General features: G+C 60.5%; 23 protein-coding genes and 2 pseudogenes. 15 read left to right on the top strand and 10 right to left on the bottom strand.

Features of this window, described 5'->3' with window-relative positions; all coding sequences use genetic code 11:
* Positions 1 to 15 precede the first annotated feature (15 nt).
* Positions 16 to 363, top strand: coding sequence for a RidA family protein (locus QUH67_RS22850; protein ID WP_300941443.1), 348 nt, complete (start codon positions 16 to 18; stop codon positions 361 to 363).
* 258 nt (positions 364 to 621) lie between these two features.
* Here the strand turns inward: QUH67_RS22850 and QUH67_RS22845 are convergent, their stop codons facing one another.
* Positions 622 to 1,299: a GntR family transcriptional regulator gene (locus QUH67_RS22845; RefSeq protein ID WP_300941441.1), complete on the bottom strand. Its 678-nt coding sequence runs from the start codon at positions 1,297 to 1,299 to the stop codon at positions 622 to 624.
* Positions 1,300 to 1,414: 115 nt separating this feature from the next.
* Between QUH67_RS22845 and QUH67_RS22840 the strand changes: the two genes are divergently transcribed.
* From QUH67_RS22840 to QUH67_RS22805, 8 genes are read left to right on the top strand one after another with little or no spacing between them, the layout of a single operon-like run.
* Positions 1,415 to 3,169, top strand: coding sequence for a M28 family peptidase (locus QUH67_RS22840; RefSeq protein WP_300941439.1), 1,755 nt, complete (start codon positions 1,415 to 1,417; stop codon positions 3,167 to 3,169).
* Positions 3,170 to 3,180: 11 nt separating this feature from the next.
* Entirely contained in the window at positions 3,181 to 3,918 is a 738-nt protein-coding gene (locus tag QUH67_RS22835) for an aspartate/glutamate racemase family protein (protein WP_300941437.1), read from the top strand.
* Positions 3,919 to 3,961: 43 nt separating this feature from the next.
* Positions 3,962 to 5,551 (top strand): ABC transporter substrate-binding protein, encoded by a 1,590-nt coding sequence (locus tag QUH67_RS22830; RefSeq protein WP_300941435.1) that lies wholly within the window; start codon positions 3,962 to 3,964, stop codon positions 5,549 to 5,551.
* Complete coding sequence (locus tag QUH67_RS22825) at positions 5,551 to 6,561, top strand: ABC transporter permease (protein ID WP_300941433.1); 1,011 nt, start codon at positions 5,551 to 5,553, stop codon at positions 6,559 to 6,561. The genes QUH67_RS22830 and QUH67_RS22825 overlap by 1 nt, the downstream gene beginning before the upstream one ends.
* A gap of 29 nt (positions 6,562 to 6,590) precedes the next feature.
* The gene (locus QUH67_RS22820) at positions 6,591 to 7,430 is read left to right on the top strand and encodes an ABC transporter permease (protein WP_300941432.1); all 840 of its coding nucleotides are present in this window, start codon (positions 6,591 to 6,593) and stop codon (positions 7,428 to 7,430) included.
* Positions 7,427 to 8,404: an ABC transporter ATP-binding protein gene (locus tag QUH67_RS22815; protein ID WP_300941431.1), complete on the top strand. Its 978-nt coding sequence runs from the start codon at positions 7,427 to 7,429 to the stop codon at positions 8,402 to 8,404. Before QUH67_RS22820 ends, QUH67_RS22815 begins: the two co-directional genes overlap by 4 nt.
* Positions 8,401 to 9,399, top strand: a complete 999-nt coding sequence (locus QUH67_RS22810) for an ABC transporter ATP-binding protein (RefSeq protein WP_300941429.1) — start codon at positions 8,401 to 8,403, stop codon at positions 9,397 to 9,399. The genes QUH67_RS22815 and QUH67_RS22810 overlap by 4 nt, the downstream gene beginning before the upstream one ends.
* Before the next feature lie 13 nt (positions 9,400 to 9,412).
* On the top strand, positions 9,413 to 10,918 hold the full coding sequence (locus QUH67_RS22805; RefSeq protein WP_300941428.1) for a M81 family metallopeptidase: 1,506 nt from the start codon (positions 9,413 to 9,415) through the stop codon (positions 10,916 to 10,918).
* A gap of 461 nt (positions 10,919 to 11,379) precedes the next feature.
* Here the strand turns inward: QUH67_RS22805 and QUH67_RS22800 are convergent, their stop codons facing one another.
* From QUH67_RS22800 to QUH67_RS22790, 3 genes are all read right to left on the bottom strand, one after another.
* A complete protein-coding gene (locus tag QUH67_RS22800) occupies positions 11,380 to 11,703 on the bottom strand; it encodes a tyrosine-type recombinase/integrase (protein WP_300941426.1) in 324 nt (107 codons plus the stop codon).
* A gap of 624 nt (positions 11,704 to 12,327) precedes the next feature.
* On the bottom strand, positions 12,328 to 12,546 hold the full coding sequence (locus tag QUH67_RS22795; RefSeq protein ID WP_300941424.1) for a hypothetical protein: 219 nt from the start codon (positions 12,544 to 12,546) through the stop codon (positions 12,328 to 12,330).
* A gap of 160 nt (positions 12,547 to 12,706) precedes the next feature.
* On the bottom strand, positions 12,707 to 12,958 hold the full coding sequence (locus tag QUH67_RS22790) for a hypothetical protein (RefSeq protein ID WP_300941422.1): 252 nt from the start codon (positions 12,956 to 12,958) through the stop codon (positions 12,707 to 12,709).
* A gap of 838 nt (positions 12,959 to 13,796) precedes the next feature.
* Between QUH67_RS22790 and QUH67_RS22785 the strand changes: the two genes are divergently transcribed.
* Complete coding sequence (locus QUH67_RS22785; protein ID WP_300941420.1) at positions 13,797 to 15,362, top strand: porin; 1,566 nt, start codon at positions 13,797 to 13,799, stop codon at positions 15,360 to 15,362.
* Between the two features lie 504 nt (positions 15,363 to 15,866).
* On the opposite strand, the pseudogene QUH67_RS22780 reads toward QUH67_RS22785, so the two are convergent.
* The 3 genes and pseudogenes from QUH67_RS22780 to QUH67_RS22770 all read right to left on the bottom strand — a co-directional run.
* Positions 15,867 to 16,928: pseudogene (locus tag QUH67_RS22780) on the bottom strand (IS5 family transposase); the annotation flags it as partial.
* A gap of 58 nt (positions 16,929 to 16,986) precedes the next feature.
* The gene (locus QUH67_RS22775) at positions 16,987 to 18,081 is read right to left on the bottom strand and encodes a recombinase family protein (protein ID WP_300941418.1); all 1,095 of its coding nucleotides are present in this window, start codon (positions 18,079 to 18,081) and stop codon (positions 16,987 to 16,989) included.
* Positions 18,082 to 18,219: 138 nt separating this feature from the next.
* On the bottom strand, positions 18,220 to 18,762 hold the full coding sequence (locus QUH67_RS22770) for a MarR family winged helix-turn-helix transcriptional regulator (RefSeq protein WP_300941416.1): 543 nt from the start codon (positions 18,760 to 18,762) through the stop codon (positions 18,220 to 18,222).
* A gap of 682 nt (positions 18,763 to 19,444) precedes the next feature.
* Here QUH67_RS22770 and tnpA point away from each other — a divergent pair.
* The 5 genes and pseudogenes from tnpA to QUH67_RS35010 all read left to right on the top strand — a co-directional run bounded on the left by tnpA (position 19,445) and on the right by QUH67_RS35010 (position 22,556).
* Complete coding sequence (gene tnpA, locus QUH67_RS35015; RefSeq protein WP_407080343.1) at positions 19,445 to 19,744, top strand: IS66-like element accessory protein TnpA; 300 nt, start codon at positions 19,445 to 19,447, stop codon at positions 19,742 to 19,744.
* 83 nt (positions 19,745 to 19,827) lie between these two features.
* Entirely contained in the window at positions 19,828 to 20,175 is a 348-nt protein-coding gene (gene tnpB / locus QUH67_RS22765; RefSeq protein WP_300941414.1) for an IS66 family insertion sequence element accessory protein TnpB, read from the top strand.
* A gap of 72 nt (positions 20,176 to 20,247) precedes the next feature.
* A pseudogene (tnpC, locus tag QUH67_RS22760) lies at positions 20,248 to 21,859 on the top strand (IS66 family transposase).
* The gene (locus QUH67_RS22755; RefSeq protein ID WP_300941413.1) at positions 21,859 to 22,152 is read left to right on the top strand and encodes a hypothetical protein; all 294 of its coding nucleotides are present in this window, start codon (positions 21,859 to 21,861) and stop codon (positions 22,150 to 22,152) included. The pseudogene tnpC and the gene QUH67_RS22755 overlap by 1 nt, the downstream one beginning before the upstream one ends.
* Positions 22,153 to 22,286: 134 nt before the next feature.
* Complete coding sequence (locus QUH67_RS35010) at positions 22,287 to 22,556, top strand: DDE-type integrase/transposase/recombinase (protein ID WP_407080474.1); 270 nt, start codon at positions 22,287 to 22,289, stop codon at positions 22,554 to 22,556.
* Between the two features lie 383 nt (positions 22,557 to 22,939).
* Here QUH67_RS35010 and QUH67_RS22750 read toward each other — a convergent pair whose 3' ends face one another.
* The 3 genes from QUH67_RS22750 to QUH67_RS22740 form a co-directional block, all read right to left on the bottom strand.
* Positions 22,940 to 23,164, bottom strand: coding sequence for a hypothetical protein (locus QUH67_RS22750; protein WP_300941411.1), 225 nt, complete (start codon positions 23,162 to 23,164; stop codon positions 22,940 to 22,942).
* A gap of 53 nt (positions 23,165 to 23,217) precedes the next feature.
* Positions 23,218 to 24,540, bottom strand: coding sequence for a hypothetical protein (locus QUH67_RS22745; RefSeq protein ID WP_300941409.1), 1,323 nt, complete (start codon positions 24,538 to 24,540; stop codon positions 23,218 to 23,220).
* Between the two features lie 260 nt (positions 24,541 to 24,800).
* A complete protein-coding gene (locus QUH67_RS22740) occupies positions 24,801 to 25,610 on the bottom strand; it encodes a DUF3102 domain-containing protein (RefSeq protein WP_300941408.1) in 810 nt (269 codons plus the stop codon).
* Positions 25,611 to 26,048 lie beyond the last annotated feature (438 nt).

Here is a 26,048-nt window from a genome sequence, read left to right as displayed (position 1 = left end):
CAAGATGAGGACATCATGAACATCATCCGCAACATCCGTACGCCGATCATGCACCGTGTCGTTGAGGCCAATGGGCTTGTGTTCGTCGGCGGTACGATCGCCGATGACACCAGCATTTCCATGGGCGAGCAGACCCGCAACATCCTCGGCAAGATCGCCGGCTATCTGAAAGAGGCGGGGACGGACCCGTCCCGCGTTGTCAGCGCCTCGGTCTTCGTCACCGATCTGTCGAAGAAAAAGGAGATGGACGCGGCCTGGATCGACTTTTTTGGTAACGATCTCCCGACGCGAGCAACGGTCGGTGTAGCCGATCTCGGTGGCGGCGCCTTGATCGAGGTCGTGGTCACAGCGCTCAAAGACTGAACGCATTGATCTGCCTGCCCAGCTGCTGGCCGGCTGCCCTTTGGAGGAAGGAATTCCAGGTCTTGCGCCATGGCATCCCGCCTGGCGCTAGGGCTCCATTCCCGAGCCGGCCGCGGGCCGGCACTTTGCCAATGATTACCAGCGACTCAATATGACGCGGCCTCCATGACGATGTGGCCGGGAGCCTGGATATCGCCATAGGCGCAATCGCGTGCGATGGGTCCGGGATTGGTCGCGCGGTCGTTCCGTGGTGACTCCTCAGGCAGAGGCGTCATCGAGATGCTTGAGCGCGGCGTCGCCGGCATTGCGGACATAGTTCATCAGGCTCTGCGCCGCGCCTTCGGCGTCGCGGCGCTCGATCGCTTCCATGACGATCTCGAGCTCCCGCGCGCTCTGTTGCAGTCGGCCGGGTACGGAAATCGCCAGCACGCGCGCGACGCTGATGCGGGCGTTCAGCTTCCGCAGCATGTCGCCGATCAGCTCGTGATCGACCACGCTCATCATGTATTCGATGAACTGCCGCGTGGTGTTGACGATGGCCACGACATCGCCCTGGTCGCGCACCCGGCTCAAGGTTTCGTAGATGCGCTTCAGCGCGGCGATGTTCTCCGCGCTGGCCTCAATGGTGAAACGGCGCACGATCGCCGCCTCCAGCATCGCGCGCACCTCGTAGATCTCCTCGACCTGCTTGCGGGTCAGGCGGGCCACGATCGGACCCTTGCGCGGCTCGACCTCGATCAGCTGCTCCGCTTCCAGTCGTCGCAGCACCTCGCGGATCGAGGTCCGGCTCACGCCCATCGCCTCGCACAGCTCGCGCTCGATCAGACGGGCGCCCGGCGCGAAATGCCCAGTGATGATGGCATCGCGCAGCCGTTCGAAGGCCTGATCACGCCGCAACGGGGGATGTTCGCTGAGTCTGAGAACGTTGCTCGTCATGGCGGGTATTCCCTTAGGTCATTTGACCTGTTGTCATACAGCAGTTATCATACAGAAAGATGAAGGATTGTGCAACGTGTGATTAATGTGGGGGCAGATGTCGGATCCAAATGTTGTGGATGAGGTTTCGGCGGACAGGATTCGCGCCCATATCGAGACCATCGTGCGCGAAATCCCCCACCGGGCGGCCGGCAGCGCCAACGGTAAGCGGATGGCGGAATACAGCCGCGATGCCATGAAGGCAGTCGGCCTTGACGATGTCGTCATCCATGAGCTGCCCGCGATTGTCTCATTTCCCGAGCATGCCGAATTTCGCGTCGAGGCGCCGTCGGAGCTAGCGATCCAGGCCAACACGCTCGGCCATAGCCTGCCGACGACCGAGGACGGCATTCGCGCCGAGATCGTCGATGTGGGCGGCGGCGCGTTCTCCGACTATGTGGGCCAGGATGCCCGCGGCAAGATCATCCTCACCGAGCTGTCTTATTCTCCCGCGCGTCACGAGAAGCAGCGCATCGCCGGCCTGAAGGGCGCTGTCGGCGCCATCATGATGAATTGGGGGCATCCCGAGAACGAGGCAGTGCCGTTCGGCTCGGTGAAGCCGGTGTGGGGGAATCCGACACCGGAGAATGCCAAGACCGAGATGCCGACCATTCCGTGCATCGGTATTGCGCGCACCGCCGGCCTTAAGCTGCGCGAGATGGCGAAGCAGGGACCGGTGAAGGTCTGGTTTCGCACGCATGTCGAGAACGGCTGGCGCCCGGTGCAAATCACCATCGCCAAGCTGCCGCCGGCCGCGAGCTCGCCGGAGCAGGATGACTTTGTTCTCGTCGGCGGTCACCAGGACAGTTGGCCCGGCGAGGCCGCGACTGACAACGCCGCCGGCAATGCCTGCAAGATGGAGCTGGCGCGCGTCTTCATGCAGCACCGCGACAAGCTCCGCCGCGGCCTGCGCTTCGGCTTCTGGACCGCGCACGAGACCGGCACCATGGCGGGCTCGGCCTGGTACGCCGATCGCAACTGGGACGAACTGCGCCGCAAATGCGTGGCCTATTTCCAGATCGACCAGCCCGCCTGCACCGGCACCACCGAATGGGAGAGTCATTCGAACGCCGAGCTGAAGACCTTCCACAGCGAGATCGAGAAGCAACTGCTGACCAAGAAGATCAGCTGGAAGCGCTCGGTGAAATCGGGCGATTCCAGCTTCTTCGGCATCGGCATTCCGATGTTCGCCGGCCAGGGCGCCTATACGACGAAGGAGCTGAAGGCGACGGCGAACGCCACGCTCGGCTGGTGGCACCATTCGGTGGAGAACCGGCTCGACAAGATGGACTGGGACTTGATGCAGGAGCACATCCGCGTCTACGCCGCCTATCTGTGGGAGCTGACCACCGCGCCGGTGCTGCCGTTCCGCTTCAAGCCGGTGGCCGAGGGGGTGATCGCGCGGCTCGAGGAGTTCAAGGAGCCGGGCAAATCGGTCGGGCTCGATGGTGCGCAGCTCAGCGCGCATGCCTTCGCCGAGGCCGCCACCAAGATCGATGCCGCCGCAGCGGCCGAGGCCGAGCGCTTCAAGGCCGGCAGGGGCTCGGACGCGGTAGCGCTGCTGTTGAACGGCGCGATGAAGCGGCTGTCGCGGCTGTTGGTGCCGCTGCAGTCGACCGCCATCGGCACATACGGCCATGATCCTTACGGCTACACGCCGCAGACCACGATGATTCCCTGTCTCTATGAGCTCGGTGAATTGTCGGGGCTCTCGGACGGCGAGCAGCGCTGGATGCTGGAGACCAAGCTGGTCCGGGCGCGCAACCGGGTCGCCGACGCGCTGCAGGACTCCGCCGCCATCGTCCATGACGCACTCGCACAATTGAAATAGAGGCGTACACCATGTCCGCCCATCGCCGCATCGCCTACCAGCTCGTCGCGCCGATGGAAAAGACACTCGGTGTCGCCGAGATCGCACGGCGGCGCGACTATCTGCAGCGTCATGCCGCTGCCGATGTCGAGATCTCCGTGCGGAGCGTGCCGTCCGGTTATCCCTCGATAGAGAGTGAGCGCGATGTCGTTGCCGTGGCGGCCCATCTGCTGCGCGGCCTGCAGCAGGCGGAGGCAGGGGGGGCCAGCGCCGGCATCATCGGCTGCTTCTCCGATCCCGCGCTGGATGCGATCCGCGAGACCGTGACCATGCCGGTGATCGGCCCCGGACAATCGGCGATCGCGCTCGCGCTTCAGTTGGGTGAAAGCTATTCGATCCTCTCGCCGCTCGATCGTGGCGCCAAGCGGACACGGCCCCGGCTCAGGGGGCAGGGCCTGACCGACCGGCTCGCCAGCATTCGCGGCGTCGGCATCTCCGTGGTCGATCTTGCCGGCGGTGACAACGCAGCATGGGATCGCATCATCGCGACCGGACGCCGCTGCATCGACGATGGCGCCGACGTGCTGGTGATGGGCTGCATGAGCATGGCCTTCATGGGCATCGAGCGTGAATTGTCGGAGCGGCTTGCGGTGCCGGTGGTCAGTCCGGTGCTGGCGGCGCTCAAGACCGCAGAAACCATGCTCGATCTGAGATTATCGCATTCCCGCACGGCGTGGCCGTCGCCGCCCGATAAGGCCTATCTCGCATGATCGCCATCGGGTCCACACAATGTACAGCGTAAGGAGGGGTCTGATGAAGCGAAGGACGTTCCTGATGGGGGGAAGCGCGGTGGTCACCGCCGCGATGATGGGAGAGCGCGCTGCGTTCGCGCTGCCGGGATCGGATGAGCTGATCTGGGCCGACGATCTGCCCGGCACGCTCGATCCGCACGCCGTGTCGGATGTGCCCATGCAGGGCTACATGATCAACGTCTACGACACGCTCTACGTCAACAAGCAGAACCCACCTAAGCTGGTGCCTTGGCTCGCCACCGGGCATACCGTCTCCGATGGCGGTTTGACCTTCACCTTCAAGCTGCGTGACGGGGCGAAATTCCACGACGGCCATCCGCTCACCTCCGATGACGTGGTGTGGTCGTTCAAGCGCATGCTGGCGATCAAGAAGGGACCCGCCGCCGCCTTCCTGCCGGTGCTCGATCCCAACGGCGTCACGGCGCCGGATCCGACCACGGTGGTTTTCAAGCTGAAGCGACTCTATGCGCCGTTCCTGGCGGCGACGCCGCTGATGGCGATCCTCAATCGCCGTCTCGTCGAGGCCAACGTCAAGGACAACGACTGGGGGCAGGGCTGGCTCGCCACCAACGCCGCCGGATCCGGCTCCTATATTCCCGACATCGAAGGCTACCAGCCGGTGCAGAAGCTCGACCTGAAGCGCAATCGCGATCACTTCATGGGTTGGAGCGACAACACCGCCCCGATCGAAACCGTGCGGCGGCGGCCGATCCGGGAAACCACCACGCGGGTCAACGCGCTGATCAAGGGCGATGTCGACTGCACCGACAGCTATCTGCCGCCCGACCAGGTCGAGCGCGTGATGGCGTCCAAGACCGCGACGGTTTCCAAGGACCAGAGCATGCGGCTGATGACCTTGCGCATGAACAACAGGAAGGCGCCGTTCGACAACCTGAACTTCCGCCTCGCGGTCAGCCATGCCTTCAACTACAAGGGTTTCATCGACGGCGTGCTGAAGGGCTATGCCGTGCGCAATGCCGGCCCGATCCCGGTCAACCTGTGGGGTGCGCCGCAGGACCTTCCTGCCTATGAACTTGATCTCGACAAGGCCAAGGATTATCTGGCCAAGGCCAAAGCCGAGGGCGCGCCGGTCGATCGCGAGATCGAGATCCACATCCAGGAGCATCTGGCGCAGACGACGCAGGCCGCGCAGATCCTACAGCAGGGCCTGCGCAAGATCGGGGTCAACCTCAAGATCATCCCGAACCTCTGGCCGCAACTGATCTCCTCGACCGCCAAACCCGAGACGACGCCGGACATGTGGGCGCACTGGGTGTCGTCCTATTTCATCGATCCGGAGAACTGGATCGGCCAGATGTATGACAGCCAATTCCACGGCACCTGGAAGGCGTCGTCCTGGTACAAGAATGAGAAGGTCGACAGCCTGCTGCACGCGGCGCGCGGGCTTGAGGCGAAAGATCAGCGGCAGGCGCTCTATGAGCAGGCTTCGCGCATCATCGTCGCCGACGCGGTCGACATCTGGATCTACAACGGCGTCGAGTTGCGCGGTATCAGCAAGCGGCTGCGCGGCTTCAACTTCACGCCGATCGGATCAGGCGCGGATTTCCGCACGATGTGGCTGGCGAGCTGATGGCGCGCTTCGTTCTGCATCGGCTGGTCCTGACCATCCCGGCGCTGTTCGGGCTGCTGGTTCTCACCTTCATCATGCTGCGCGTGGTGCCGAACGATCCGTCGGCGGCCCTTGCCGGCGAGAACGCGACGCCTGAGCAGATCGCCGAGGTGCGCAGGGCCTATGGCTTTGACCAGCCGCTGTGGAAGCAGTTCGTCATCTATGTCGGACAGGTCGGCACCGGTAACCTGGGTAACTCGATCATCTCCAACCGGCCGGTGCTCCGCGACATCGCCGACCGCCTGCCGGCCACCATCGAGCTCACTTTCGTCTCGCTGCTGTTCGCGACCGTCGTCGGGATTCCGATCGGCGCCATCGCCGCGGTCTGGTACCAATCGTTGTTCGACCACGCGGTGCGCGTGCTGACGGTGGCAGGGCTTGCGATCGCCTCGTTCTGGTTTGCGATCATCCTGCAGATGATCTTTGCCATGGAGCTCGACTGGCTGCCGTTGCGCGGCCGTTTCCCGGAAGGCCTCGCGCCGCCCTATCATCTGACCGGTCTCTATATCGTCGACAGCCTTTTGACGTTGCGTTTCGACCTGTTGGGCAGGGCAGCCGAGTACATCCTGATGCCGGCCTTCACGCTGTCGCTCGCGGGCCTGGCATCGATCGCGCGCTTCACCCGCGCCGGCGTGCTGGAGACCTTGCAGAAGGAGTTCGTGCACTACGCCGAAGCCGCGGGATACCCGCGGCTTCGTATCATCTGGGTCTATGTCCTGCGCAACTCGGTGGTCGGCGCGACCACCCAGATCGGACTGTTGTTCGGCGGATTGATTTCGAGCGCGGTCGCGGTCGAGGCCATCTTCGATTGGCCCGGCGTCGGCTCCTATGCGGTCAACGCGATCCTGAGCTCGGACTACAAGGCCGTGCTCGCCATCACGCTGGTGGTCGGCCTGATTTATGCATTGGTCAACATCATGGTGGATGTGGTGCACGCCTGGCTCGATCCGCGCGTCGCCGAAAAACTCTGAAGATGAACCTCTGAAGACACTTTGGACCGATGCTGATCCTGAAGAAATTCCTGCGTGATGTTCCCGCGGTGCTGGGTTTCGGCATCATCGTCGCACTGTGCCTGATCGCGCTGCTTTCGCCGCTGATCATTTCCGATCTGGAGCGGATCTATGATGGCGATCTTGCGGCACGGCTGCAGCCGCCGTCCTCGGAGTTCTGGTTCGGCACCGACAGCCTCGGGCGCGACGTGTTCGCGCGCGTCATCGTCGGCTCGCGCGGCGCGCTGCAGGTCGCACTCTTGGTGGTCGCGCTCGCGATCGGCATCGGCGTTCCGGCCGGACTCTATGCCGGCTACACCAATGGCTGGGGCAGCCAGCTGGTGATGCGCCTGACCGACGTCTTCCTCGCCGTGCCGCAACTCATTCTGGCGCTGTCGGTGGCGCAATTGATGGGACGCGGGCTCGGCAGCGCGATGGCGGCGTTGGCGCTGACTTACTGGCCGTTCTTCTGCCGCACCGTCTACGGCGAGGTGCGGCGGCTGCGCAACGCGCTGTTCATCGAGGCGCAGCTATGCCTGGGCGCATCGACGCCGCGCATCCTGTTCGTGCATGTGCTGCCCAATGTGGCTTCCGCCGTGATCGTGCGCGCCACCATCGGGATGGGATTCACCATCATGACCACCGCGGTGCTCGGCTTTCTCGGCGTCGGCGCCACGCCGCCCAATCCGGATTGGGGCCTCGCGGTCGCGGAAGGACGGGACTATCTGCCGCAATCCTGGTGGACGGTGACATTTCCCGGGCTCGGCATCTTCATTACCGTGCTCGGCTTCAATCTGTTCGGTGACGGCCTGCGCGACCTCGTCGATCCCCGGCTGAGGCGCTCGCGATGACGTCACCGCAAGCGACGCCACGCCTCGACATCCGCGATCTCTCGGTGACGGTGCAGACCGACGAAGGCGAAGCCAAGATTCTCGATCGCGCCAGCCTCAAGCTGATGCCGGGCTCGATCCATGGCCTGGTCGGCGAATCCGGCTGCGGCAAGTCGACCTTGATGCGCGCCGTCCTCGGCATCCTGCCCACGCGGGGGCGTGCGAGCCAGGGCGAGATCCTGCTCGACGGGCGCGATCTCCTGAAGACGTCGGCGACCGAGCTACAAAGCGAAGTCCGCGGCGGCCAGATCGGCTTCATTCCGCAGGATCCCTATCAGGCCTTCAATCCTGTCTTCAAGGTCGGCACGCAATTGCTGGAGACGGTGCGCGGCAAGCCGGCGGCGCAGCGCGATGCGAACATCATGTCCCTGCTCAGATCGGTGCAATTGCCCGATCCCGAACACGCGCTCGATCGCTATCCGCATCAGTTCTCGGGCGGCCAGCGCCAGCGCCTGTTGATTGCCGCCGCGCTGGTCTCCACGCCATCGGTCGTTCTCGCCGACGAGCCGACCACGGCGCTCGATGTCACGACGCAGGCGCAGATCCTGAAACTGCTGCGCGGGCTGGCCGAGGCGCGCGGTCTGTCGATGCTGTTCGTAACCCATGATTTCGGCGTCGTTGCGCAGCTCTGCGATACCGTGACGGTGATGTATGCGGGGCAAACCGTGGAGTCCGGACCAGTGCGGCAAATTCTCTCCGCGCCATTGCATCCCTACACCAGGATGCTGCTCGCCTGTCATCCCGACCGCGGCACGGCGCTGGCCGGCATTCCGGGTTCGGTTTCTTCGCCGTTGCGGCCTCCGTCCGGCTGCCGCTTCCATCCGCGCTGTCCGAGCGGAAGGCCGGACTGCAGCGCCGCCGTTCCGCCGGTGACAGAGCCGGGTGACCGACACAGTGTCCGCTGTGTGCTCCATGCGATGGGAGTTACCGTATGATGGACGCGGCCGCGCTGCTCGACGTGAAGGACATCGTGACGCTCTACGGCGGCCGCCGGCCGTTTCTCGGCAAGGCGCGGCCACCGGTTTACGCCGTCGATGGTGTTAGCCTCCGGCTCGCGCGCGGGCAGGCGCTGGGTCTCGTCGGCGAGTCCGGCTGCGGCAAGACCACGCTGGCCAAGACCATTCTCGGCCTGATCCGCGAGTCAGAAGGCACGATCTGCCTGGATGGCGAGGTCGTGTCGGGCATGGCGCCACGCGAGGCGCGGCTGAGCCGCCGCGCCATCCAATACGTGCACCAGGATCCCGGTGCCGCGCTCGATCCCTGGTGGAGCGTCGGTCATGCGCTGGAGGAGGCGCTGAAAATTCACGGTGTCACCGGTCGCGATGAACGCCGTGCGCGTGTCGACGAGATACTGGAGGCGGTCGGGCTCGACCCGAGCTTTCGCAGCCGCTATCCGCACGAGCTGTCCGGCGGTCAGCAGCGCCGTATCGGGCTGGCGCGCATTCTGGTGCTGCGGCCGCAACTTGTCGTATTGGACGAGCCGACCTCCGGGCTTGATCTCTCCGTGCAGGCCACCGTGCTCGGCCTGCTCGACAGCCTGCGCCAGCGCTTCGGGCTGACCTATCTGTTCGTCAGCCATGATCTCTCGGTGGTGCGGCGCATGTGCGAGCGCGTCGCGATCATGTATCTCGGCCGCATCGTCGAGAGCGGGCCGGTTGAGGAGATCTTCGACCGTCCGCGCCATCCCTATACGCGGGCGCTGCTGTCGGCGATCCCGCGGCTGGAGCCCGGCTCGCTGCAGGACATGCCGACCTTGTCCGGCGATCCACCGTCGGCATCCACGCAGAAGCCGGGCTGCGCGTTCCAGGCGCGCTGCTCGTTGGCGGCGGAACGGTGCGGCAACGGGCGGCCGCGATTGTTGAACGTCGGCACCGACCATGTTGCCGCCTGCCTGCGGCTCGACGAGATCGGCGCGTTCGCTGGCGCCTGACAGGAGTTCTTTGATGGCGCGCATCGCGGTCGGCGGCTTTCACCATGAGACCAATACCTTCGTGCAGCCGCCGACCGACTACGCCTATTTCTGCAGCCATCGCGATCGCCCGCCGCTGCTTCGGCGCGGCGATGTCCTGACCTGGCTCGGCAGCACCTCGTTCGCGCTCTCGGGCTTCCTCAAGGTGATGACCGACAGTCATGAGATCGTGCCGCTGCTGTGGACCAGCGGCGGCGCCGGCGGCATGGTTACGCGCGACGCCTTCGAGCGCATCGCCGCCGAGATGGTCGGCGAGCTGTCGCAGCAAATGCCGGTCGATGCCATCTATCTCGATCTGCATGGCGCGATGGTGACGGAGGATTTCGAGGACGGCGAGGGCGAACTGCTGCGGCGCATCCGCGCCTGTGTCGGGCCTGATCTGCCCATCGTCATCAGCCTCGACTACCACGCCAACGTCACGCCCGACATGACCGGTTACGTCGATGCCGTCGCCGGCTATCTCACCTATCCGCACGTCGATCGTTCGGAGACCGGTATCCGTGCCGCGCACGCCATGCAGCGCGTGCTCGCGGCCGGCCGCACGCCGGGACGCGCCCTGCGCAAGCTGCCGTTCCTGATCCCGTTGCACAGCCAATGCACGATGGTCGAGCCGTCAAGTGGCATCGTCGCGCTGACGCAGGCACTCGAGCGTGATGATGTTCTGACGGTGTCCTATCTCGCGGGCTTTCCACCGTCGGATATCTTCCATTGCGGACCCGCGGTGGTCGTGCACGCCGCCACGCAGGCGGTGGCGGATACTACCGCCGACGAGGTCGCGCGCGCCATCTCGCTGAAGGAAAGCGAGTTCGCCGTTCCCGTGCTCTCGCCGGAACAGGCCGTCGCACAGGCCAAGACGATTGCCGCCAAGGCCAGCAAGCCGGTGATCATTGCCGACACCCAGGACAATCCCGGCGCGGGCGGAACCGCCGACACCACCGGCTTGTTGTTCGCGCTGATCGAAGGCGGTGCGGAAGGGGCCGCGCTCGGTTATCTGTGTGACGCACAGGCCGTGAAGGCTGCGCATGATGCGGGCAGCGGCGCGCGCATCATGCTGGCGCTGGGCGGCCGCAATGGCCCCGAGGGTGTGGTACCGTTCAACGGCACATTCGACGTGGTCGAGCTCGGCGACGGCAAGATTCGCACCACGGGTCCGGTGTCAGGCGGCCGCGACATCGATCTCGGTCCGATGGCGTTGCTGCAGATCGGCGGCGTCAAGATCGCGGTTACAACCAAGCGGATGCAAGCGCTCGACCAGGCACCATTCCGGCATCTCGGTATCGAGCCGGCTGCGCAGAAGATCCTGGCGCTGAAGAGCACCGTGCATTTCCGCGGCGATTTCCAGACACTGGCCGCAGAGATCCTGATCGCGATCGCGCCTGGCGGGCATCTCGCCGACTGCGCAAAATTTCCCTACCGGCATTTGCGTCCCGGTTTGCGGCTAATGCCGCTCGGGCCGAAGTCAAGTAGCATCGCGAAATAGGATCAGGATTCCTTCAGATCGAAGCCGCTAAGGAGGGAGATTCGAGCTCTTTAAATCTGCTGGGACATCCATTGAATTCGATTGGCGAAGGTTAGGCCCGGATCGAAAGCCGATTTATCGCGGTCATTGTTTAAATGCGGGCTCATGTCGCGCGGATGAATCTCACTCTTGAAAGTCGATCTCTGCCGCGGATGAGGCTTCGTCGACATCGGTAAACTTGGACCGCGGCCGACCGTCGGCGCCGCCGCTCCCTTGGTATGCCTTTCGCTTCAGCGCGTCCTTCAGCTCGGAGGGTGAACGGACACAGCACGTATCTGGTGGCGATAACCGTGGCGGTACCTTTTTGGCTTTGGTGGCGCCATCTATAAGCTGTTGATTTCATTGCTGGGCCGGCAGGCTCGAACCTGCAGCCAGCCGTTATGAGCGGCCGGCCTTGCTGCCTGCAAAGCAGACTAGATCGGCTATGAGGCAGCTAACGTCGCCATGAATTCTTCCATCGACGGCTGCGCGGCTTTTTGCAGCTTGTGAAGATCCTCGGGCTTGAGATTGGTGTAGCGCTGCAACAATCGCCAATCCTTGTGACCTGTCACTAGGGCAACCTTTTCGATCGAAAGTCCCGCCTCAAACAGACGACTCGTTCCTTCGTGGCGGAGATCATGGAAATGCAGGTCGTCGATCTTCAATTCATCACATGCGCGAGAAAATGCCGTGCTGATTGACTTGGGTGTGGGAAGATGCGGCCTTGGCCTCGGGTTATGATCCGTTGTTGCAGCAAAATCTCCCACGCATCGTATCCAGTTAAGTTAAGTAGCGGGACCTTTTGATGGTTGCCGATCTTGTGTCTTGGGTCTTTTCGGTCGCGAAGCAGTAAGAGTCGTTTCTTGATATCGACGTCTCGCCACTCCGGTTGGCAGATCTCTTCCTGGCGCATCGTCGTCGCGATCGCATAGCGCACGATACGACCATTGGGATTACTTGGCGTGGATTAGTTTCAAAATGCTCGATGAGCTCATCAAGTTCGTCTTGCGTCGGTCGACGATCGCGTTCGATGCCTCTGCCGACAAGGTCGAGGTGCTTTAGTGCAATTGGCGCCGGACGAACTTCTTCAGCCGAGACCTCGATTCCATGAACTGCGGCTGCGTGCGATACGATCGTCCTGATGAAAGACAAGTCGATCGCAAGCGTCGCGGGGCCGGCACCTTTTTGCACGCTTCCTTCCATATTCGATCAATCGCTCACGATTTGACTGAGGCAACTTTACCGTCCCGAGCGCGTCCTTGAGGGCTTCCATGACTGCGGCCTTTGAACGGCGAGGGGGCTTGCCGACCTCGCGCATATCTTGGTCGTGGAGATCAATCAGGTCGCCGAACGTCCGGACATTCCGCAGGGCGCGTGGCTTGGACGAGCCATTACGGTCGATATTTGCGCTCCATCTCGAGCGTCCATTCTTCTCCGTCCTTGCATCCGGACGCCGCGAACGGTTGGTTCCATGGTCTACGCATCGAGCTGGGGCCGGATATCTGCTGCGAATAGGCGACGATCGCAATCGGAAACGCTGCGCGGCGCGCGGCCTCTGCCACGAACAGCACCTCGTCCAGCGCGCGCTTCGGCGCCCAGTTCGCCTGCATGTAGACGGCCTCAGTAATGCCCTCTGGCTGGTCAGATCCTCAACTTGTAATCGGGGGGCCTCGGTAGCCCTTGTCGCGAGGGGGCGCCGACCCAGCGCCTCCATGTCCGGGGTCGCGGTCTCCAGAGTATAGCCATCATATGGATTGCCGGGCAGCTCCTTCACATGGGTGACGAACTGGCCGCCCTTGCAGCGCTTGAGGGTGATGGCAAAGCTGACTTTGACGCCGAACTCGCAGGCCGCGCCAGCAATAGGAACTTGGCGAACGCCGCTTCGGGCCCGCCATTGCCCTCGGTCTTGCGACCGATGGCGGGGATGACGCGACCGAGATGGGTGCGCAGCTTCTCAAGCATCCGGTTGGCACGTTTGAATAGCTTGGTATGGGCATAGCGCTGATGCTGGATCGCGGCCATCCGCCCGCAGGATTGGCGTAAATCCACCCCGTATCAGCTGCGTCAGCCGCACAAGCTTCTCACGCGCTCGGGTCAGAAGCTTGGCATCGGTGGGGAATGTCACTTTCTTGGGCTGAACCTGGCGTCGACGATCACCTGCGGCCGTTCCTCGCCCATGCTGTTGCGCTAACGCCAGCGACGAGCGATCGAGCGCCAGCCGGTGCTGGAAGCCTCCTCGCCGCAGAAGAGCTGGTCATGGGGTTCTCGGCCCAGCGCCCGCTGCTGGGAGTTCGAAGACGGGTCTCTTGAGGTGAATATATTTGCGTCGTGCCCGTCTGCCATGATGATAGCGATCTACATTTTAGCGTGCCCAGGACGTTCCGCGTTTTGTCTTTGCAAGGCTTGGGCGCCGCTTTGCAAAGTGAGTCGCAGTTTCATCACGCGTACTTTTGTTGTCGGGTGCCTCCTTTGCGCGCTGAGGCCTGGTTCCGTTCGTTGGGGTATGGAGTCGGCATCGTTTTCATAAAATTGAGCAATAACAGGTGGTTAACGGCTCGTCTCACATTTTGGTGACGTGGCAGATTTGCAACAAGCGTACAGAAAGCGGCCGTGCAGGCCTCAGTTCCGCGTCTCTTTTGTTGCCTGTTTGGAACTGTTCGTTTCTTATCGTGATGCGACGGAGGGGGGCATCCCGAGGTCGTCCCGTTAGGTGGTTCGCTTAAGTCCCTCGCGTTCATGCGGGAGTGTCCGAAGGCGCGAAGCGACTAAGCGGGTTTCAGGGGATTAAGGGAACCAACCATAGGGTGCCAGCACCCGGCGGATCCGGAACCTTCCCTACAGAGCAAACTGGAGGTTTAACATGAAGATGGTTAAGAGCCTTATTCTCGGCTCAGCGGCGGGTCTGATCGCCATGAGCGGAGCACAGGCCGCCGATCTTCCCGTCAAGGCCAAAGCGGTCGAGTACGTGAGGATCTGCTCCCTGTACGGCGCGGGTTTCTGGTATATCCCGGGCACCGACACCTGCATCAAGCTGGGTGGCTACGTTCGTATCGACACCACGTTCAACGGCTCCACCTACGGCGGACCGGCCTGGAGCGGCGATCTAGGCCAGGGCAATCGCTATCGCGATTACTTCGTTTCCCGTTCCCGTATGGCGCTGACGGTTGATACCCGCACCGCCACCGAATACGGCGTTGTCCGCACCTTCGGTCAGGGCGACTTCCAGTTCGACAACTTCAACAACGGCACGCGGAACCCGAACTCGGTCACACCTCCGCCGGCCGGCGCCCCTGCCTTCAATTCCACGCAGCTCTCCACCGCTGGTGGCGGCTACGTCGCGGTCGAAATGGTGTTCATCCAGTTCGCCGGTTTCACCTTCGGTAAGTCGGCTTCGGCCTATGCGACGCCCTGGAACGGCTATCCGGGCAACAACAACTCGTTCTTGATGGGTGGCCCGGACTACGTCACCGGCGTCAACAACATCCAGTACACCGCGCAGTTCGGCAACGGCGTGTCGGCCACCATCGGCCTCGATGATCCGACCGTGTTCAACCGTACCTCCGTGCTGAACCTCAGCACCGGCGGCGGCTTCGCGACGGCCGGCTCCAACGCCTACGGCGGAACGCATGTTCCGGATATCGTCGGCAACCTCCGCGTCGACCAGGCTTGGGGTCTGTTCCAGATCTCGGGTATGCTGCACAACGTGACCGCTTCCTACAACACCCTCGGCGCCGGCGGCGTTCCGAACAATCTGTCGGAAATCTCCGGTCATCCCGAAGACAAGTGGGGCGGTGCTGTGACGGCGGCGTTGCAGATCAAGAACCTCCCGACGGGTGCGGGCGACGACTTCAAGATCGATGCCACGTACTCCCACGGCGCCACCAAGGCGGTCGTCTCCACGAGCAGCGGTTCGCCGAGCTTCGTGATGTTCGGTTCGACCGGTCTTGCCGGTGGTTACCAGAGCGTCGGTTTCGGTCAGACGGCTGACGCCGTTTACCGGCCCGGGTTCACCGACGGCATCAAGCTGGTGGACGCATGGGGTGTCCGTGGTGCGTTCAACCACAACTGGGATCCCTACTGGTCGACCAGCCTCTGGGGCAGCTACGGTTCGGTTCGCTACGGCGGCAGTGTCCTGGACGGCACTTCGGCCAAGGGTGCTTGGTGCGCGGTCTACACGGCTGGCAAGGCTGTGTCTGCGAACTACTCCTGCAACCCGGACTTCAACTTCGCCCAGGTTGGTGTGGTCACCCGCTGGACTCCCGTCAAGAACCTGACGTTCTCGGCTGAAGTCGGTGCATTCTTCCTCGACCAGAAGATGGGCGGGTCTGCCACTTTGACCCCGACGGCTCCGAAGCCGACCGCCGTGTACGAGTTCAAGGACCAGAGCACTGTGTTCCTGAACGTTCGCGCTCAGCGCAACTTCTGATCCCGAAAGACTTGAAACACTAGTTAAACCCCCGGCAGGCAACTGCCGGGGGTTTTTCTTTGGGATGAGGTTGAGAATTTACAGCAAGGGATTTCCCCTTCCGAAGCCCCGACGCCTGGCAAACGAGGTTACGCCAACGCGCCCCTTCCAGATTTCAAATCAATAACTTTGTAGCGAGGTCGAGCTTGCGTCTGCTGGGTGCACATGCGGCCAATTTCTACGAACTAGCGACAGCCGGCCCCGCGATGATCGCGAGCGAAGCGCTGAAGTACATCGCCGCACGCGACGCGGTCGAGAAGGAATCCGTGGCCGCTGCCCGGAGGAGCGCCACCTCGTGTGACAACAGAAGAGCCGACCGCTGCCCGACGCTTTCCGTCACCTCCCAGAATAGCCAAGCTATTTTCAAAGCTTGGTCCGCTGACATTGGCGCGCCTGCTTGCTAGGCCGCGCCGCCGATGTCAGCTTCCGCCCGAGCTTGTCGCAAAGGTCATAACCTGTCGTCCGTTAAGAAGTCCGATTGAGTGGGGTTGGGCAGGTAATCGCGCGGGATAGCTTGGCCAGGAACAGGCACAAGAGTTGTCTGAGCCAGGCGAGGATGCGGCGGAAGTTGTGTCCCACGGCTGAGAGGATAACGTTGGCTGCATCGCCGGCGCGTCCCTTGAGGTAGCAGCGTCCAAGGTGGCCTTCCGCCTTGAGGTGTCCGATGACGGGCTCGATGGCGGAACGACGGCGCAGTTCGCGCTTGATGACGCCGAACACGCCGCGCTTCTGGCCGGAGATGAAGACACGACGGGGATTTTGCGCGTCGTGGCCGCGGTATCCCTTGTCGACATAGGCCCGCTCGATCGGACAGCCGGTAAGCGTCTCGGTGCGATCGAGGACGTCCCGCAGGGTGTGACCGTCATAGGGGTTATTGGGCAGTGCCCTGGCGTGCAGCACGAACAGACCGCCGGGGGCCCGGCGGTTGTTGGTGACGATGGAGGCCTTCACTCCGAACTCGTAAGGTGCGCTGGCCTTGCCCTTGCCGATGCACTCCACCTCCGGAGCATGGAAGGAATAAAGCTTCCAGCCGCGCTGGCGCTGCTGCTGCGAGCGGATCTGCTTGGCTCGACCAAGCGGGAGGGCGAACGCCTCCTCCAGGGCTGGCTGGCCCTCGATCTTGCGGCGGATGTCCCGGACGATGCGGCCGAGCCGGCTGCGCAGGATGCGCAATTGCCGCTGATGCCGCCTGAACTGTTTGGCATGGGCGTAGCGGCCCGCCATCATCGCCGCGGCCTTGGCCACGCAAGAATAGGATTGCCGCAGCCTGACGCCGTGCCTTCTTGCCAGGCGGTTGAGACCCTTGATGGCCGCATGAAGCAGCTTGGCATCGGTCGGAAAGGTGATGGCCTTCGGCTGCACCGTGGTGTCGACCGTGACCCGCTTGAGGTCCGGGCCGCGTAACGCGCCAGCCTCGTGCGCCACCCGCAGGCTCTCGGCCAGCAGCAGCTCCAGTCTGTCGCCGAGCCGCTTGCGCCAATGGCTTAGGTCCGAGCGCTCGTGCGGGAAAGTGTGCTGGAAAAACTCAACCTGCGCCGCAGCACTGAGACCTACCGTGGTGACGCCGCCAACCGCGTCCTGGTCATTACTCGTTTGTAAACGGGAAGGTCGTTCGCGCAAGATTTATGAGTTCGCCTTGGGAATGAGCGTTCGTTTTTCGAAAAATCTCTCTTAGATGCCACCGCGCCGTCGACAACGTCATGCCTAATTCTTTGGCAATGAACGCCAATGATTCTCCCTCTGCGAGCAAAGCAGTCAATTTGCCCTGACGTGGACTCAAGCCAAGCTGTTCGCAGAGTCCCTCAGAGTTGACTTTCAAAACGGATGCGGCCTTTGCAGGGGTAATGGGATGACCGATGTACGAAGTACCGTTTGAGAGTTCCACTGTGAAGTAACGATTCGGGTGATCGCGGCGTATCGTTCTATGAATTTTTTCGTGTTGAGGCGTAGTGCCGCCAAATGCGATGGTCAATTTGACCACTGTCGATCTAATATGCTGTACGATGGCCAGTCGCGCCTGATAAATCCCATTTTCGTCATTTTGACCGACATGGTCGCGCAACTGCTCAAGCTTAGATTTAAAGCGGCCGGTCTCATCGTTCTTCTGCAAGAATGTAAGGAAGGTTTCTTCAAAATCCCGATACGACCATTTGAATCTGAAGCAGATTTCTCCGTCCCAGACTCTCTTGCATACGAGGCTTTTCACTGGCGCGTTGTGTAGCTTCACCCTGCTACCACAATAGGAACATCTGGGAATTTCCGAAAAAAGATTCGTGACCCGTCTGCCCTTGCGCCCGCGTCTTGTCGACAGATTCTCACGACGAGTTGCCTGGGCTTCTTCGAATGTTTTCTTGTCGATTACAGGCGGGTAATAGTTTGGAATCGGTTCCCCAATCGGAACTTCTTTCCCTTCTAAAACCTGCTTTCTCTGATACTCGCCGAGTGTTGCTTTATTGTTCAGCATATTGTGAATAGTCGATTGGTCCCATCTCTTTGACCAACCGAATGCCGGTACCCCCTCTGCGTTTAGAAGCTTTGCAATAGTGTAGGCGCCTAGACCATCAATACTATACTGAAAAATTCGCTTCACGATTTCCGCACGATCGGGCAGGTAAACAAATTCAGTGCGGGCATCCGTCAATCCCAACCAGCTCGGCGCATTTCTAATCTTCTGTTTCAATCAATACTCGCCAAGCATTTGCGGTTAGCGGACTACTTCTGCTAGCGTTGCGAGATTAGTGCAGCTCGTGCGCAAGCAGGTATGGTTCTGATCGGTTGCCTCAGACTTCAAGTCCGCGCGTTCCCCAAAAGTCTACTGTCATCTTTCGATCTCGACCTTAAGGACGGCTTTGATGCATCGATTCCTTAGGACTGTCAGCTTATCGGTCAAATCGCTCAACTCGCGATAATTGAGCTCACCAAATATAAAGCCGTAGAGTTCGCGTTGCTGAGTATGAAGACCCGCGATTTGCTTGTACGTTTTATCAGTCAATGACATCTTCACAACCCGCGCATCTTCTGAGGATGGTTTTCGGCGCAAAAATCCCCTTTTCTCGAGCATTTTCGACTGCGTAGTTACGAAAGAAGGGTCAACGTGAAGCATCTTTGCCACAATATTGACAGGCACGCCGCCTTGGCCTTGGTCGAGCTCAGCTAAGGCCGCTATAATCAGCCATTGAGGACCAGTCACGCCCACTGCTTTGGCCCAGAGATTATGTATCTCCTGAAGATGCACCGCTATAGCAGCGATTTCCCAACTAAACCGCCGTGCCAAGTCGTCACCGTTCGAGTCGATCTCCCCCGACCCATCGCGCCTATCTGTACCTAGTACATCAGATCGCTTGCGGAATGGCTGCTTCATATTTTCTAAGTTGCATCCTCTGAGGCCAACTATTTTACTGCAATATACTTGCAAGCGCACTAGTTGCATAGAGAATAGCGATCAATCATAGTGCGATGATCGGACGTTGAGGAGGAAGGCAATAGTAGCGCTGGGGCGCGCAGTGATTGGGAGTTTCTGGAACGGGTTTGGGACGGTTTACATCAATGATCCGTGCCGCCCGCCACTGCCCGGACGCGATTGATGGCCGGGCTGGCCATCGCCGACAGGACTACCGAGGCCACAAGGCGCCGACCGAAGTTTTGTCCTCTCTGCCCAGAAGCGAGGGGTAACGCCTGCGGTCAAGCGTGAACTCCGCCGCAGGAGCCAGTCATCGGCCATCTCAAAGCCGAGCATCCGTGGGGGTGCCTGGTAGTCCGTGAAGAATTCCCAAGCCGTTGATTTTGGTCTGGAAGCGGCATTTTGCGGTAACTGGATTTGATGGAGATCGCGCTTCAAGCTCTCCTGAATCGTGAGAGCTAGGCTCTGCATGCCGCGACGCATGTGGCGATCCAAACCCGGGCGCCGCTCGGTATCGGGATCATCGTCGTCGCAGCAGCTCAAGAACCCGCCGTAGCGCCGTATTCCTCCGGGGTGGGCCGCCTTGTTGAGTTGCAGGTGTCCGGCGAGGATCCAGCTTTAAGGCTCGCCTTAAGGTCGGTAGATGCGGGTAGAGGTTCTGGGCGGGATTGAGCGTCGTCGTCGCTGGTCTCGCGACGATAAGTTGCGGATCATCGAAGAGACGCTGGCGCCCGGCGCGGTTGTGACGGAGATCGCGCGGCGGCACGGCATTTCGACGAGTTTGGTGTTCACGTGGCGGCGGGCTCGCCTGGCGAGTGTCGTTTCGGCAGGACCGAAGCTTGTCCCTGTTCAGCTCACCCCGGCTGAGGCCGAAAGCGTCTCATCGACTGAAGCCCCAGCGGCGATTCCGTCCCGGAGGCGCCGGGGCCTGATCGAGATCTAACTCGGTGGCGGCAAGCGTGTCAGCGTTGACAAAAACGTCGATGCTGACGCGTTGGGGCGGGTCCTCGATGTTCTGAGCCGGCGATGATCCCGATACCGAGCGGCGTCAGGGTTTGGATCGCAACGGGCCACACCGATATGCGGCGGGGCATGCAGGGTCTGGCTTTGCAGGTTCAGGAGAACCTGAAGCGGGATCCCCACGCCGGCGATCTCTATATCCTCCGAGGCCGGCGTGGCGATTTGGCAGAGATCCTCTGGCATGACGGGATCGGGCTGTCGCTGTGTGCGAAACGCTTGGACCGCGGAAAGTTCATCTGGCCTTCGGCGTCAGGTGATGTGGTGTCGATCTCGGCGGCGCAGATGGCGTACATGCTCGAAGGGATCGATTGGCGCAATCCACAACTGACGTGGCGGCCGAGAACGGCGGGATGAACGAAGAAAAGTGTGGAGGCGCGCGTATTTTGGGGCGCCACAAATCACTAAAACTATGATTCACTTCGTCTCATGGATGCTGATCGCGCCGCTCTTGCCGAAGAAAACGCCGCGCTGAAAGCGGAGCTGGCGGTAGCGCGGGCAAAGGCGTCGGAGGACGCCGCGTTGATTGTGCAGCAGACCTTGCGGATAGCGAAGCTCGAGCGCCAGGTTTACGGCCAGAAATCGGAGCGCTCGGCGCGATTGATTGACCAACTGGCGCTTACTTTGGAAGAACTGGAAGCGAACGCGACGGAAGACGAATTGGCGGCGGAGCAGGCAGTCGCCAAAACAACGACGGTTGTCGGATTACGCGCAAGCGCGCTGAGCGCAACACGTTCCCAGACCACCTTCCGCGCGAGCGGGTGGTGATCGATCCGCCACGGCGTGCGAATGCTGCGGCAGCAATCGCTTGCGCAAGCTCGGTGAAGGTGTGACCCGAACGCTGGAATCGGTGCCGCGTCAGTGGAAGGTGATCGAGACGGTGCGCGAGAAGTTCTCTTGCCGGGACTGCGAGAAAATCAGCCAGGCACCGGCGCCATTCCATGTGATCCCGCGAGGATGGGCGGGGCCGAGCCTGCTGGCCATGCTCCTCTATGAGAAGTTCGGCCAGCATCAGCCTCTGAACCGGCAAACCGAGCGTTACGCGCTGGAAGGCGTGCCGATCAGTCTGTCGACCGCAGCCGACGCCGTCGGAGCGTGCTGCACGGTATTGGAGCCGCTGTTGCGTCTGTTGGAAGCCCACGTCATGGCATCCGAACGCCTCCACGGCGACGACACCACCGTGCCCGTGCTGGCCTCGGGCAAGTGCGATGTCGCTCGATGCTGGGTCTATGTGAAGGACGACCGCCCCTTCGGCGGCTTAGATCCGCCGGCGGCAATGTTCTATTACTCGCGCGATCGAAGGGGCGAGCATCCGCAGGCGCATCTGGCCAACTATAGCGGTATCCTGCAGCCCGACGCCTTCGGCGGATACACCAAACTCTACGAGCCCCCGCGAAGTCCTGGGCCTATCAGGGAGGCGGCCTGTTGGGTGCATGCCCGGCGCCCGTTCTTCGCCATGGCGGATCTTGAGGAAAACGCGCGACGTAAGGCTGCTGGCAAGAAGGAGATCGCTCTCTCGCCGATTGCGATCGAGATCGTGCGTCGCATCGACGCTCTCTTCGCAATTGAGCGCACGATCAATGGCCAAAGCGCCGACCACCGAAAGGCTGTCCGCCAGGCGCAGAGCGCGCCGCTGGTTGCCGATCTGGAAGCCTATATGCGTGAGCAGTGCGCCAAGCTCTCCCGCGGTCACGATCTGGCAAAGGCCATGAACTACATATTCAAGCGCTGGGGCTCCTTCACACGCTTCCTCGACGATGGCCGCGTCTGTCTCTCGAACAATGCCGCCGAAAGAGCGCTGCGCGGCATCGCATTGGGCAGAAAGTCTTGGTTATTCTGCGGGTCCGACCGCGGAGGGCGTCGTGCCGCCGCCATGTATAGCCTCATCGTCTCTACGAAGATGAACGACGTCGATCCTCAGGTCTGGCTTGCCGATGTACTCGCTCGCGTCGCCATCCACCCCGCCCACAGGCTCGATGAGCTGCTGCCCTGGAACTGGAAGATTGCGCAACAGCAAGACCTTGCAGCGCAGGCGGCTTGATGGGGCCCGTCAACAAAGTAAGCCACGTGTTCACCCTCGGCCATGTTGCCGAGATGCTTGGAGAAGATGAGGACTGGCTGTTCGAGGTCGCCGAGGAAATGGACCCTGAGGATGGCCAGCTATGGGTCGTTGGCGTCGGTGAAAACGGGGTGATGGCGTTCACCGATGACGTGATTGAGAACCTCAAAGAGCTGATCGCAATCCACAAAGAGGACCACAGCATCATCGAAAAACGCCGCCACGTGCTCGCTGCGATGATCAAGCCGAAAAACGAAGAGTCCGACGGGGTCTAACCATAAACTGGACAGATCAGCGCACCTGCGGCCTACCGCGCATGGTTACGTAGCGCCTCCCCGTCGACGTCCCGGTCAACGCGCACACGACAGCCGCCGCCAAGCTCGATCTCGACGATTCCAGCCCTTGCACGCTGCGCAGGCCCTACCGCGGAGGCTGGCTGTATCTGGCAGCCGTCATGGATCTGTTCAGCCGCAAGATTGTCGGCTGGGCCATGCGGGATCATATGCAAGTCGAACTCGCGTCAGCGGTGCTCACGATGGCCATCGAACCAGCAGCACCCGCAGGCCGGACTGATCCACCACTCCGACCGCGGCGTGCAGTACGCCTCATACGCCTATCGAGACGCCCTCGTAGGCGCCAGCATCACCGCATCGCAGAGCCGCAAGGCCGATTGCTATGACAACGCCCGATGGAGAGCTTCTTCCATACCCTCACGACCGAGCTCGTTCACCATCACAACTACAGGAGCCGCGCCTAGGCCCAGCATGATATCTTTGCCTTCATCGAGGGCTTCTACAACCGAACAAGGTTCCATTCCGCAATCGGATATATCGCCCCGAACGAGATGGAGTTAAAAGCCGCCTAAACCCGTCCACTTTTTCGGGGGAAGATCAAAGCCCACCCCGACCGCGTCATCGACCAGTAAGGGGTGCGGTTCGTGAAGGCACATTCGAGCAAAGACGCAGGCGATGACCTGTGAACGATGCCATCATGTTCTCAATCGGCAGGAACAGAGTGCTTCAATCGATCCAACGTCCGTTGAGTTCCGCACACACGCTAGGATCATGCTTTATCCTGAGATTTACGCATTGCGAGCGGAATAACCAAATATCGCACGACAAGATATGCGAGAATACCCCACCAAAGACACCAAAGCATGGTTTCCATGAGCGGCAAATGAGGCAAGAGAAATCGCTGAATAGCATTCAGGCTGGGAGGAGAATTCCCCTCCAGCGGCTTCAAGGCGATGATAGGAAGATCTGCGCTCTTATCCATCTTCAGCTCCATGACATTACTTGCTGATCAAACCAAGAAGTGGCGACTGGCGGAACCAGCCCAGCTCACGTCGGGGGTCGCTGGCGGCGCGTTACAATGTCATTCTGAACGGGAAGACCGACCCATGGTGCTTCGTCTTCACGTTTGATCCATCCATTTCGACCAAGCGGACGATAGTTCAGGTTGCATAAATCCGCTTCGTTTACGATTTCCTTGAAGGGATTGCCGTTTACGCTGCGGCGGTAGGTCATGTGATATTTGTTCGGCGCGGACGAGCACAGCGAGATCTTTGCCCTATACCAAAACCGGTATGGAATGCACCGGAGACGGGCGTCAGTCTGCTCAAACCGTCGGACGGTCTGCTCGCCAAGCCGAATTTCTCCGTAGCACTGCTCATTGACCTCAAACTGATAAGGTCCTCCGAAGATGTCGGCAATGTTGTCTTCGTTCGTCAGTCTTCCGCCTGCTTGTGCCAAGTGTGGTATCAACTGCAGAATGGCGAGTCCGGCAATGAAGATCCATCCAGGGATCGCGCGTCGAGTAAGCGGCGGATGAGAGCAGGACTCAAACCAGGGGCCGAAAAGGATCAACAGTAGAGCCAGCTCAAATACGGGGAAGCGGTAACCAACCTGTATGCCGTACTGCACGTACAGCAGCGTGAATACAGATAGGGACAGTCGCTGCCGGAAGCGATTTGAACTCATTAGAAACCAAACGCCGGCCATTTGCATTAAGATGATGAAGGCCATCAGGATCGCCTCACTTCCATTGGGAAGCAGGGCGATACCCATCTTCAATGAGCTATAGTGCTGTCCAAGAAGCCAGGTTGGATGGATCTTGGCTAGTGTAGCGACGAAGCTGCCAGTCAGCCAGGACAGCTGCGCGAAGAACCGCTTATAAGGACAGACGAGATATATTAAGCACTGAGTGCTGTGGAGAAAGTTGAAGTTCGAGTTGTAGTCGAAGCTTATCGCAGTGAAATAGATCTTGAACAGGAACAGAACTAATATGATGAGGTGAACGAACTCCCAGCGCTGAAGCCAGATGGCGTAAACTGCCGTAACCATCAATCCGAATAGTGCCATAAAGAGCGTGCTTTGAGAGTAGCCCTCCGAAAGGGCGGATAGGAATATTAGCGATCCGCAGCTCTGAAAGATCGGCCAGCAAACGTAGGTGCCGTCCGTCACCGCCTTCACGGTGGTCGAATAGGAGTAAATCCAATCAAAGAACGTAAGGTGGAAGCCAAGCAGGATCGTGCCCGACAACCATTTTAGAGTGATGTCGCTGTCGATCTCATGAATGCTGAATATTGCCCGATACGACGAAACGAAGCTCGAGGTCGACAACCTCGTCCAGATCCCAACCTCGATACGATCCATCGCGCTCATAACAGCAGAAATTCTCTTCCGAATAGGCCGAGTACTTGAGAATCCTAGTTGTGCGGCCGTTCACTCGCAATGCAGAAACGGATAGCCGCGATTTCCTTCCTGGAAGAAAGAAAGCACCTGTCTTTGCACCATCTTAGGCGTTCGGTCGGCGATTTCTTCGAGAGATCGAACGGTTCATCGACGGGCATCAAGAGGCTCTTCCGCGACCAGCATCGTTCGAGATCGTTGACAGGCAACCGCCATCAAGCAGACTGTTGTCCTCAACTTTGAGCAGGGTCGGCTGCTCCGTTGTGGTGCTGATGGTGCCGCTCATTGTCTTGGTCAAACGCGCAACGGTCGCGCTTTTGTACGGCCATTCTCAGGTCGGAGATTGTTGGACTGTCTGCTGGCTGCACACCACAAAATGCCTTTCTGATCTCGCCGGCGAGATCAGGTTGATCTAGCACTTCGTTGCTCATCAATATCGTGCAAATTCGCGAAAGGTCTGCAGCCGGAAGTGAATTGGCGAGAATTTCCACGACTTCGCTCAATGCAAGACTGATGCGGCTCGTTATGTCACCGTGATTGGCCGATTTCGGCGCGGTGGTGAAGCCGATGGCCCGTGCATCTACCTTCTTGGTTCTTTCGGCGGTCCTTATTGCCTTCAATTCGGCACGGACCGCTGTGGGCGAGATGCGCTCGCCCGCTTCTATTCTCCGCTCGACAGCCGCAGCAAACTCCCTGGGAGTACTTGGTGACGACAGTATGTAAAGCAGCGAGGGTGGAAGGACCGCCGCGGTTGCGCGGTGGTCTAAGGCCCACAGGGCTGCTTGCATGTATGCTTGGGCGGTTCGTGGAGGAATTCCTACCTCGCTCTCGACCCAACGCAGGAATTGCCCATGAGAGAGGTAATGCTTCGCCGATACTAGATCGCCGCCGATTTGGACAACTGTTTTTCCGGCATATTGTCGGATACGCGCTGCCTGACCCTTCAGAAACCTCGCGACCGATGTCGGAACCGAAGCATAGTCAAATTCAGATGTGGTGTTCACAAGAACGCCGGTCTCAGAAGGTCGCTCGTCTCTCTGCATTGGGTTGCTCCCAAGAGGTTTTTTCTAGACGACGTCATTTGATACACGAATCAGGACACACGCGGCAGCTGTATAATCAAATGAGAAGTACATAAGAGCGAATAATTATCTTGACGATTCAAAACAACCTTAGGGTTGCCATAGTCTGTGGTACATTGAGTCCACGAAACAACTAAGAATTGTGTAACTAGTAATTCGATCTGGCGACCTTCATGGCATCCACAGTTCCTTGGGAACGGTGCACTCTTCGAGTGCTTGCTTGCGTGTCGTCGGGCGCGCGTGAATTGCGGTCGTCACGTCCGGGAAAAACCAGTGAGCTGCCCTCTACGGCATTGGCATGTCATACCCCGTTGTATTCTAGCGTAGGGTACGATTAGCTGGAGACGTATCGTTCGTCGGACTCGTTCAAGCATTGCTGGTCTTGGGGCTTCCCGACAA

This window comes from Bradyrhizobium roseum, from assembly GCF_030413175.1.
GTDB lineage: Bacteria > Pseudomonadota > Alphaproteobacteria > Rhizobiales > Xanthobacteraceae > Bradyrhizobium > Bradyrhizobium roseum.
Note: the sequence above shows the minus strand (reverse complement) of the source record. Positions and strands in the feature narration are given on the sequence as shown.

Coding starts and splice junctions, on each gene's coding strand:
- QUH67_RS22850 (WP_300941443.1), top strand. CDS start 16: ATGAACATCATCCGCAACATCCGTACGCCGATCATGCACCGTGTCGTT.
- QUH67_RS22845 (WP_300941441.1), bottom strand. CDS start 1,299: ATGACGAGCAACGTTCTCAGACTCAGCGAACATCCCCCGTTGCGGCGT.
- QUH67_RS22835 (WP_300941437.1), top strand. CDS start 3,181: ATGTCCGCCCATCGCCGCATCGCCTACCAGCTCGTCGCGCCGATGGAA.
- QUH67_RS22830 (WP_300941435.1), top strand. CDS start 3,962: ATGAAGCGAAGGACGTTCCTGATGGGGGGAAGCGCGGTGGTCACCGCC.
- QUH67_RS22825 (WP_300941433.1), top strand. CDS start 5,551: ATGGCGCGCTTCGTTCTGCATCGGCTGGTCCTGACCATCCCGGCGCTG.
- QUH67_RS22820 (WP_300941432.1), top strand. CDS start 6,591: ATGCTGATCCTGAAGAAATTCCTGCGTGATGTTCCCGCGGTGCTGGGT.
- QUH67_RS22815 (WP_300941431.1), top strand. CDS start 7,427: ATGACGTCACCGCAAGCGACGCCACGCCTCGACATCCGCGATCTCTCG.
- QUH67_RS22810 (WP_300941429.1), top strand. CDS start 8,401: ATGATGGACGCGGCCGCGCTGCTCGACGTGAAGGACATCGTGACGCTC.
- QUH67_RS22805 (WP_300941428.1), top strand. CDS start 9,413: ATGGCGCGCATCGCGGTCGGCGGCTTTCACCATGAGACCAATACCTTC.
- QUH67_RS22795 (WP_300941424.1), bottom strand. CDS start 12,546: ATGCAGGCGAACTGGGCGCCGAAGCGCGCGCTGGACGAGGTGCTGTTC.
- QUH67_RS22790 (WP_300941422.1), bottom strand. CDS start 12,958: ATGGCCGCGATCCAGCATCAGCGCTATGCCCATACCAAGCTATTCAAA.
- QUH67_RS22785 (WP_300941420.1), top strand. CDS start 13,797: ATGAAGATGGTTAAGAGCCTTATTCTCGGCTCAGCGGCGGGTCTGATC.
- QUH67_RS22770 (WP_300941416.1), bottom strand. CDS start 18,762: ATGAAGCAGCCATTCCGCAAGCGATCTGATGTACTAGGTACAGATAGG.
- tnpA (WP_407080343.1), top strand. CDS start 19,445: ATGCGGGTAGAGGTTCTGGGCGGGATTGAGCGTCGTCGTCGCTGGTCT.
- tnpB (WP_300941414.1), top strand. CDS start 19,828: ATGATCCCGATACCGAGCGGCGTCAGGGTTTGGATCGCAACGGGCCAC.
- QUH67_RS22755 (WP_300941413.1), top strand. CDS start 21,859: ATGGGGCCCGTCAACAAAGTAAGCCACGTGTTCACCCTCGGCCATGTT.
- QUH67_RS22750 (WP_300941411.1), bottom strand. CDS start 23,164: ATGGAGCTGAAGATGGATAAGAGCGCAGATCTTCCTATCATCGCCTTG.
- QUH67_RS22745 (WP_300941409.1), bottom strand. CDS start 24,540: ATGAGCGCGATGGATCGTATCGAGGTTGGGATCTGGACGAGGTTGTCG.
- QUH67_RS22740 (WP_300941408.1), bottom strand. CDS start 25,610: ATGCAGAGAGACGAGCGACCTTCTGAGACCGGCGTTCTTGTGAACACC.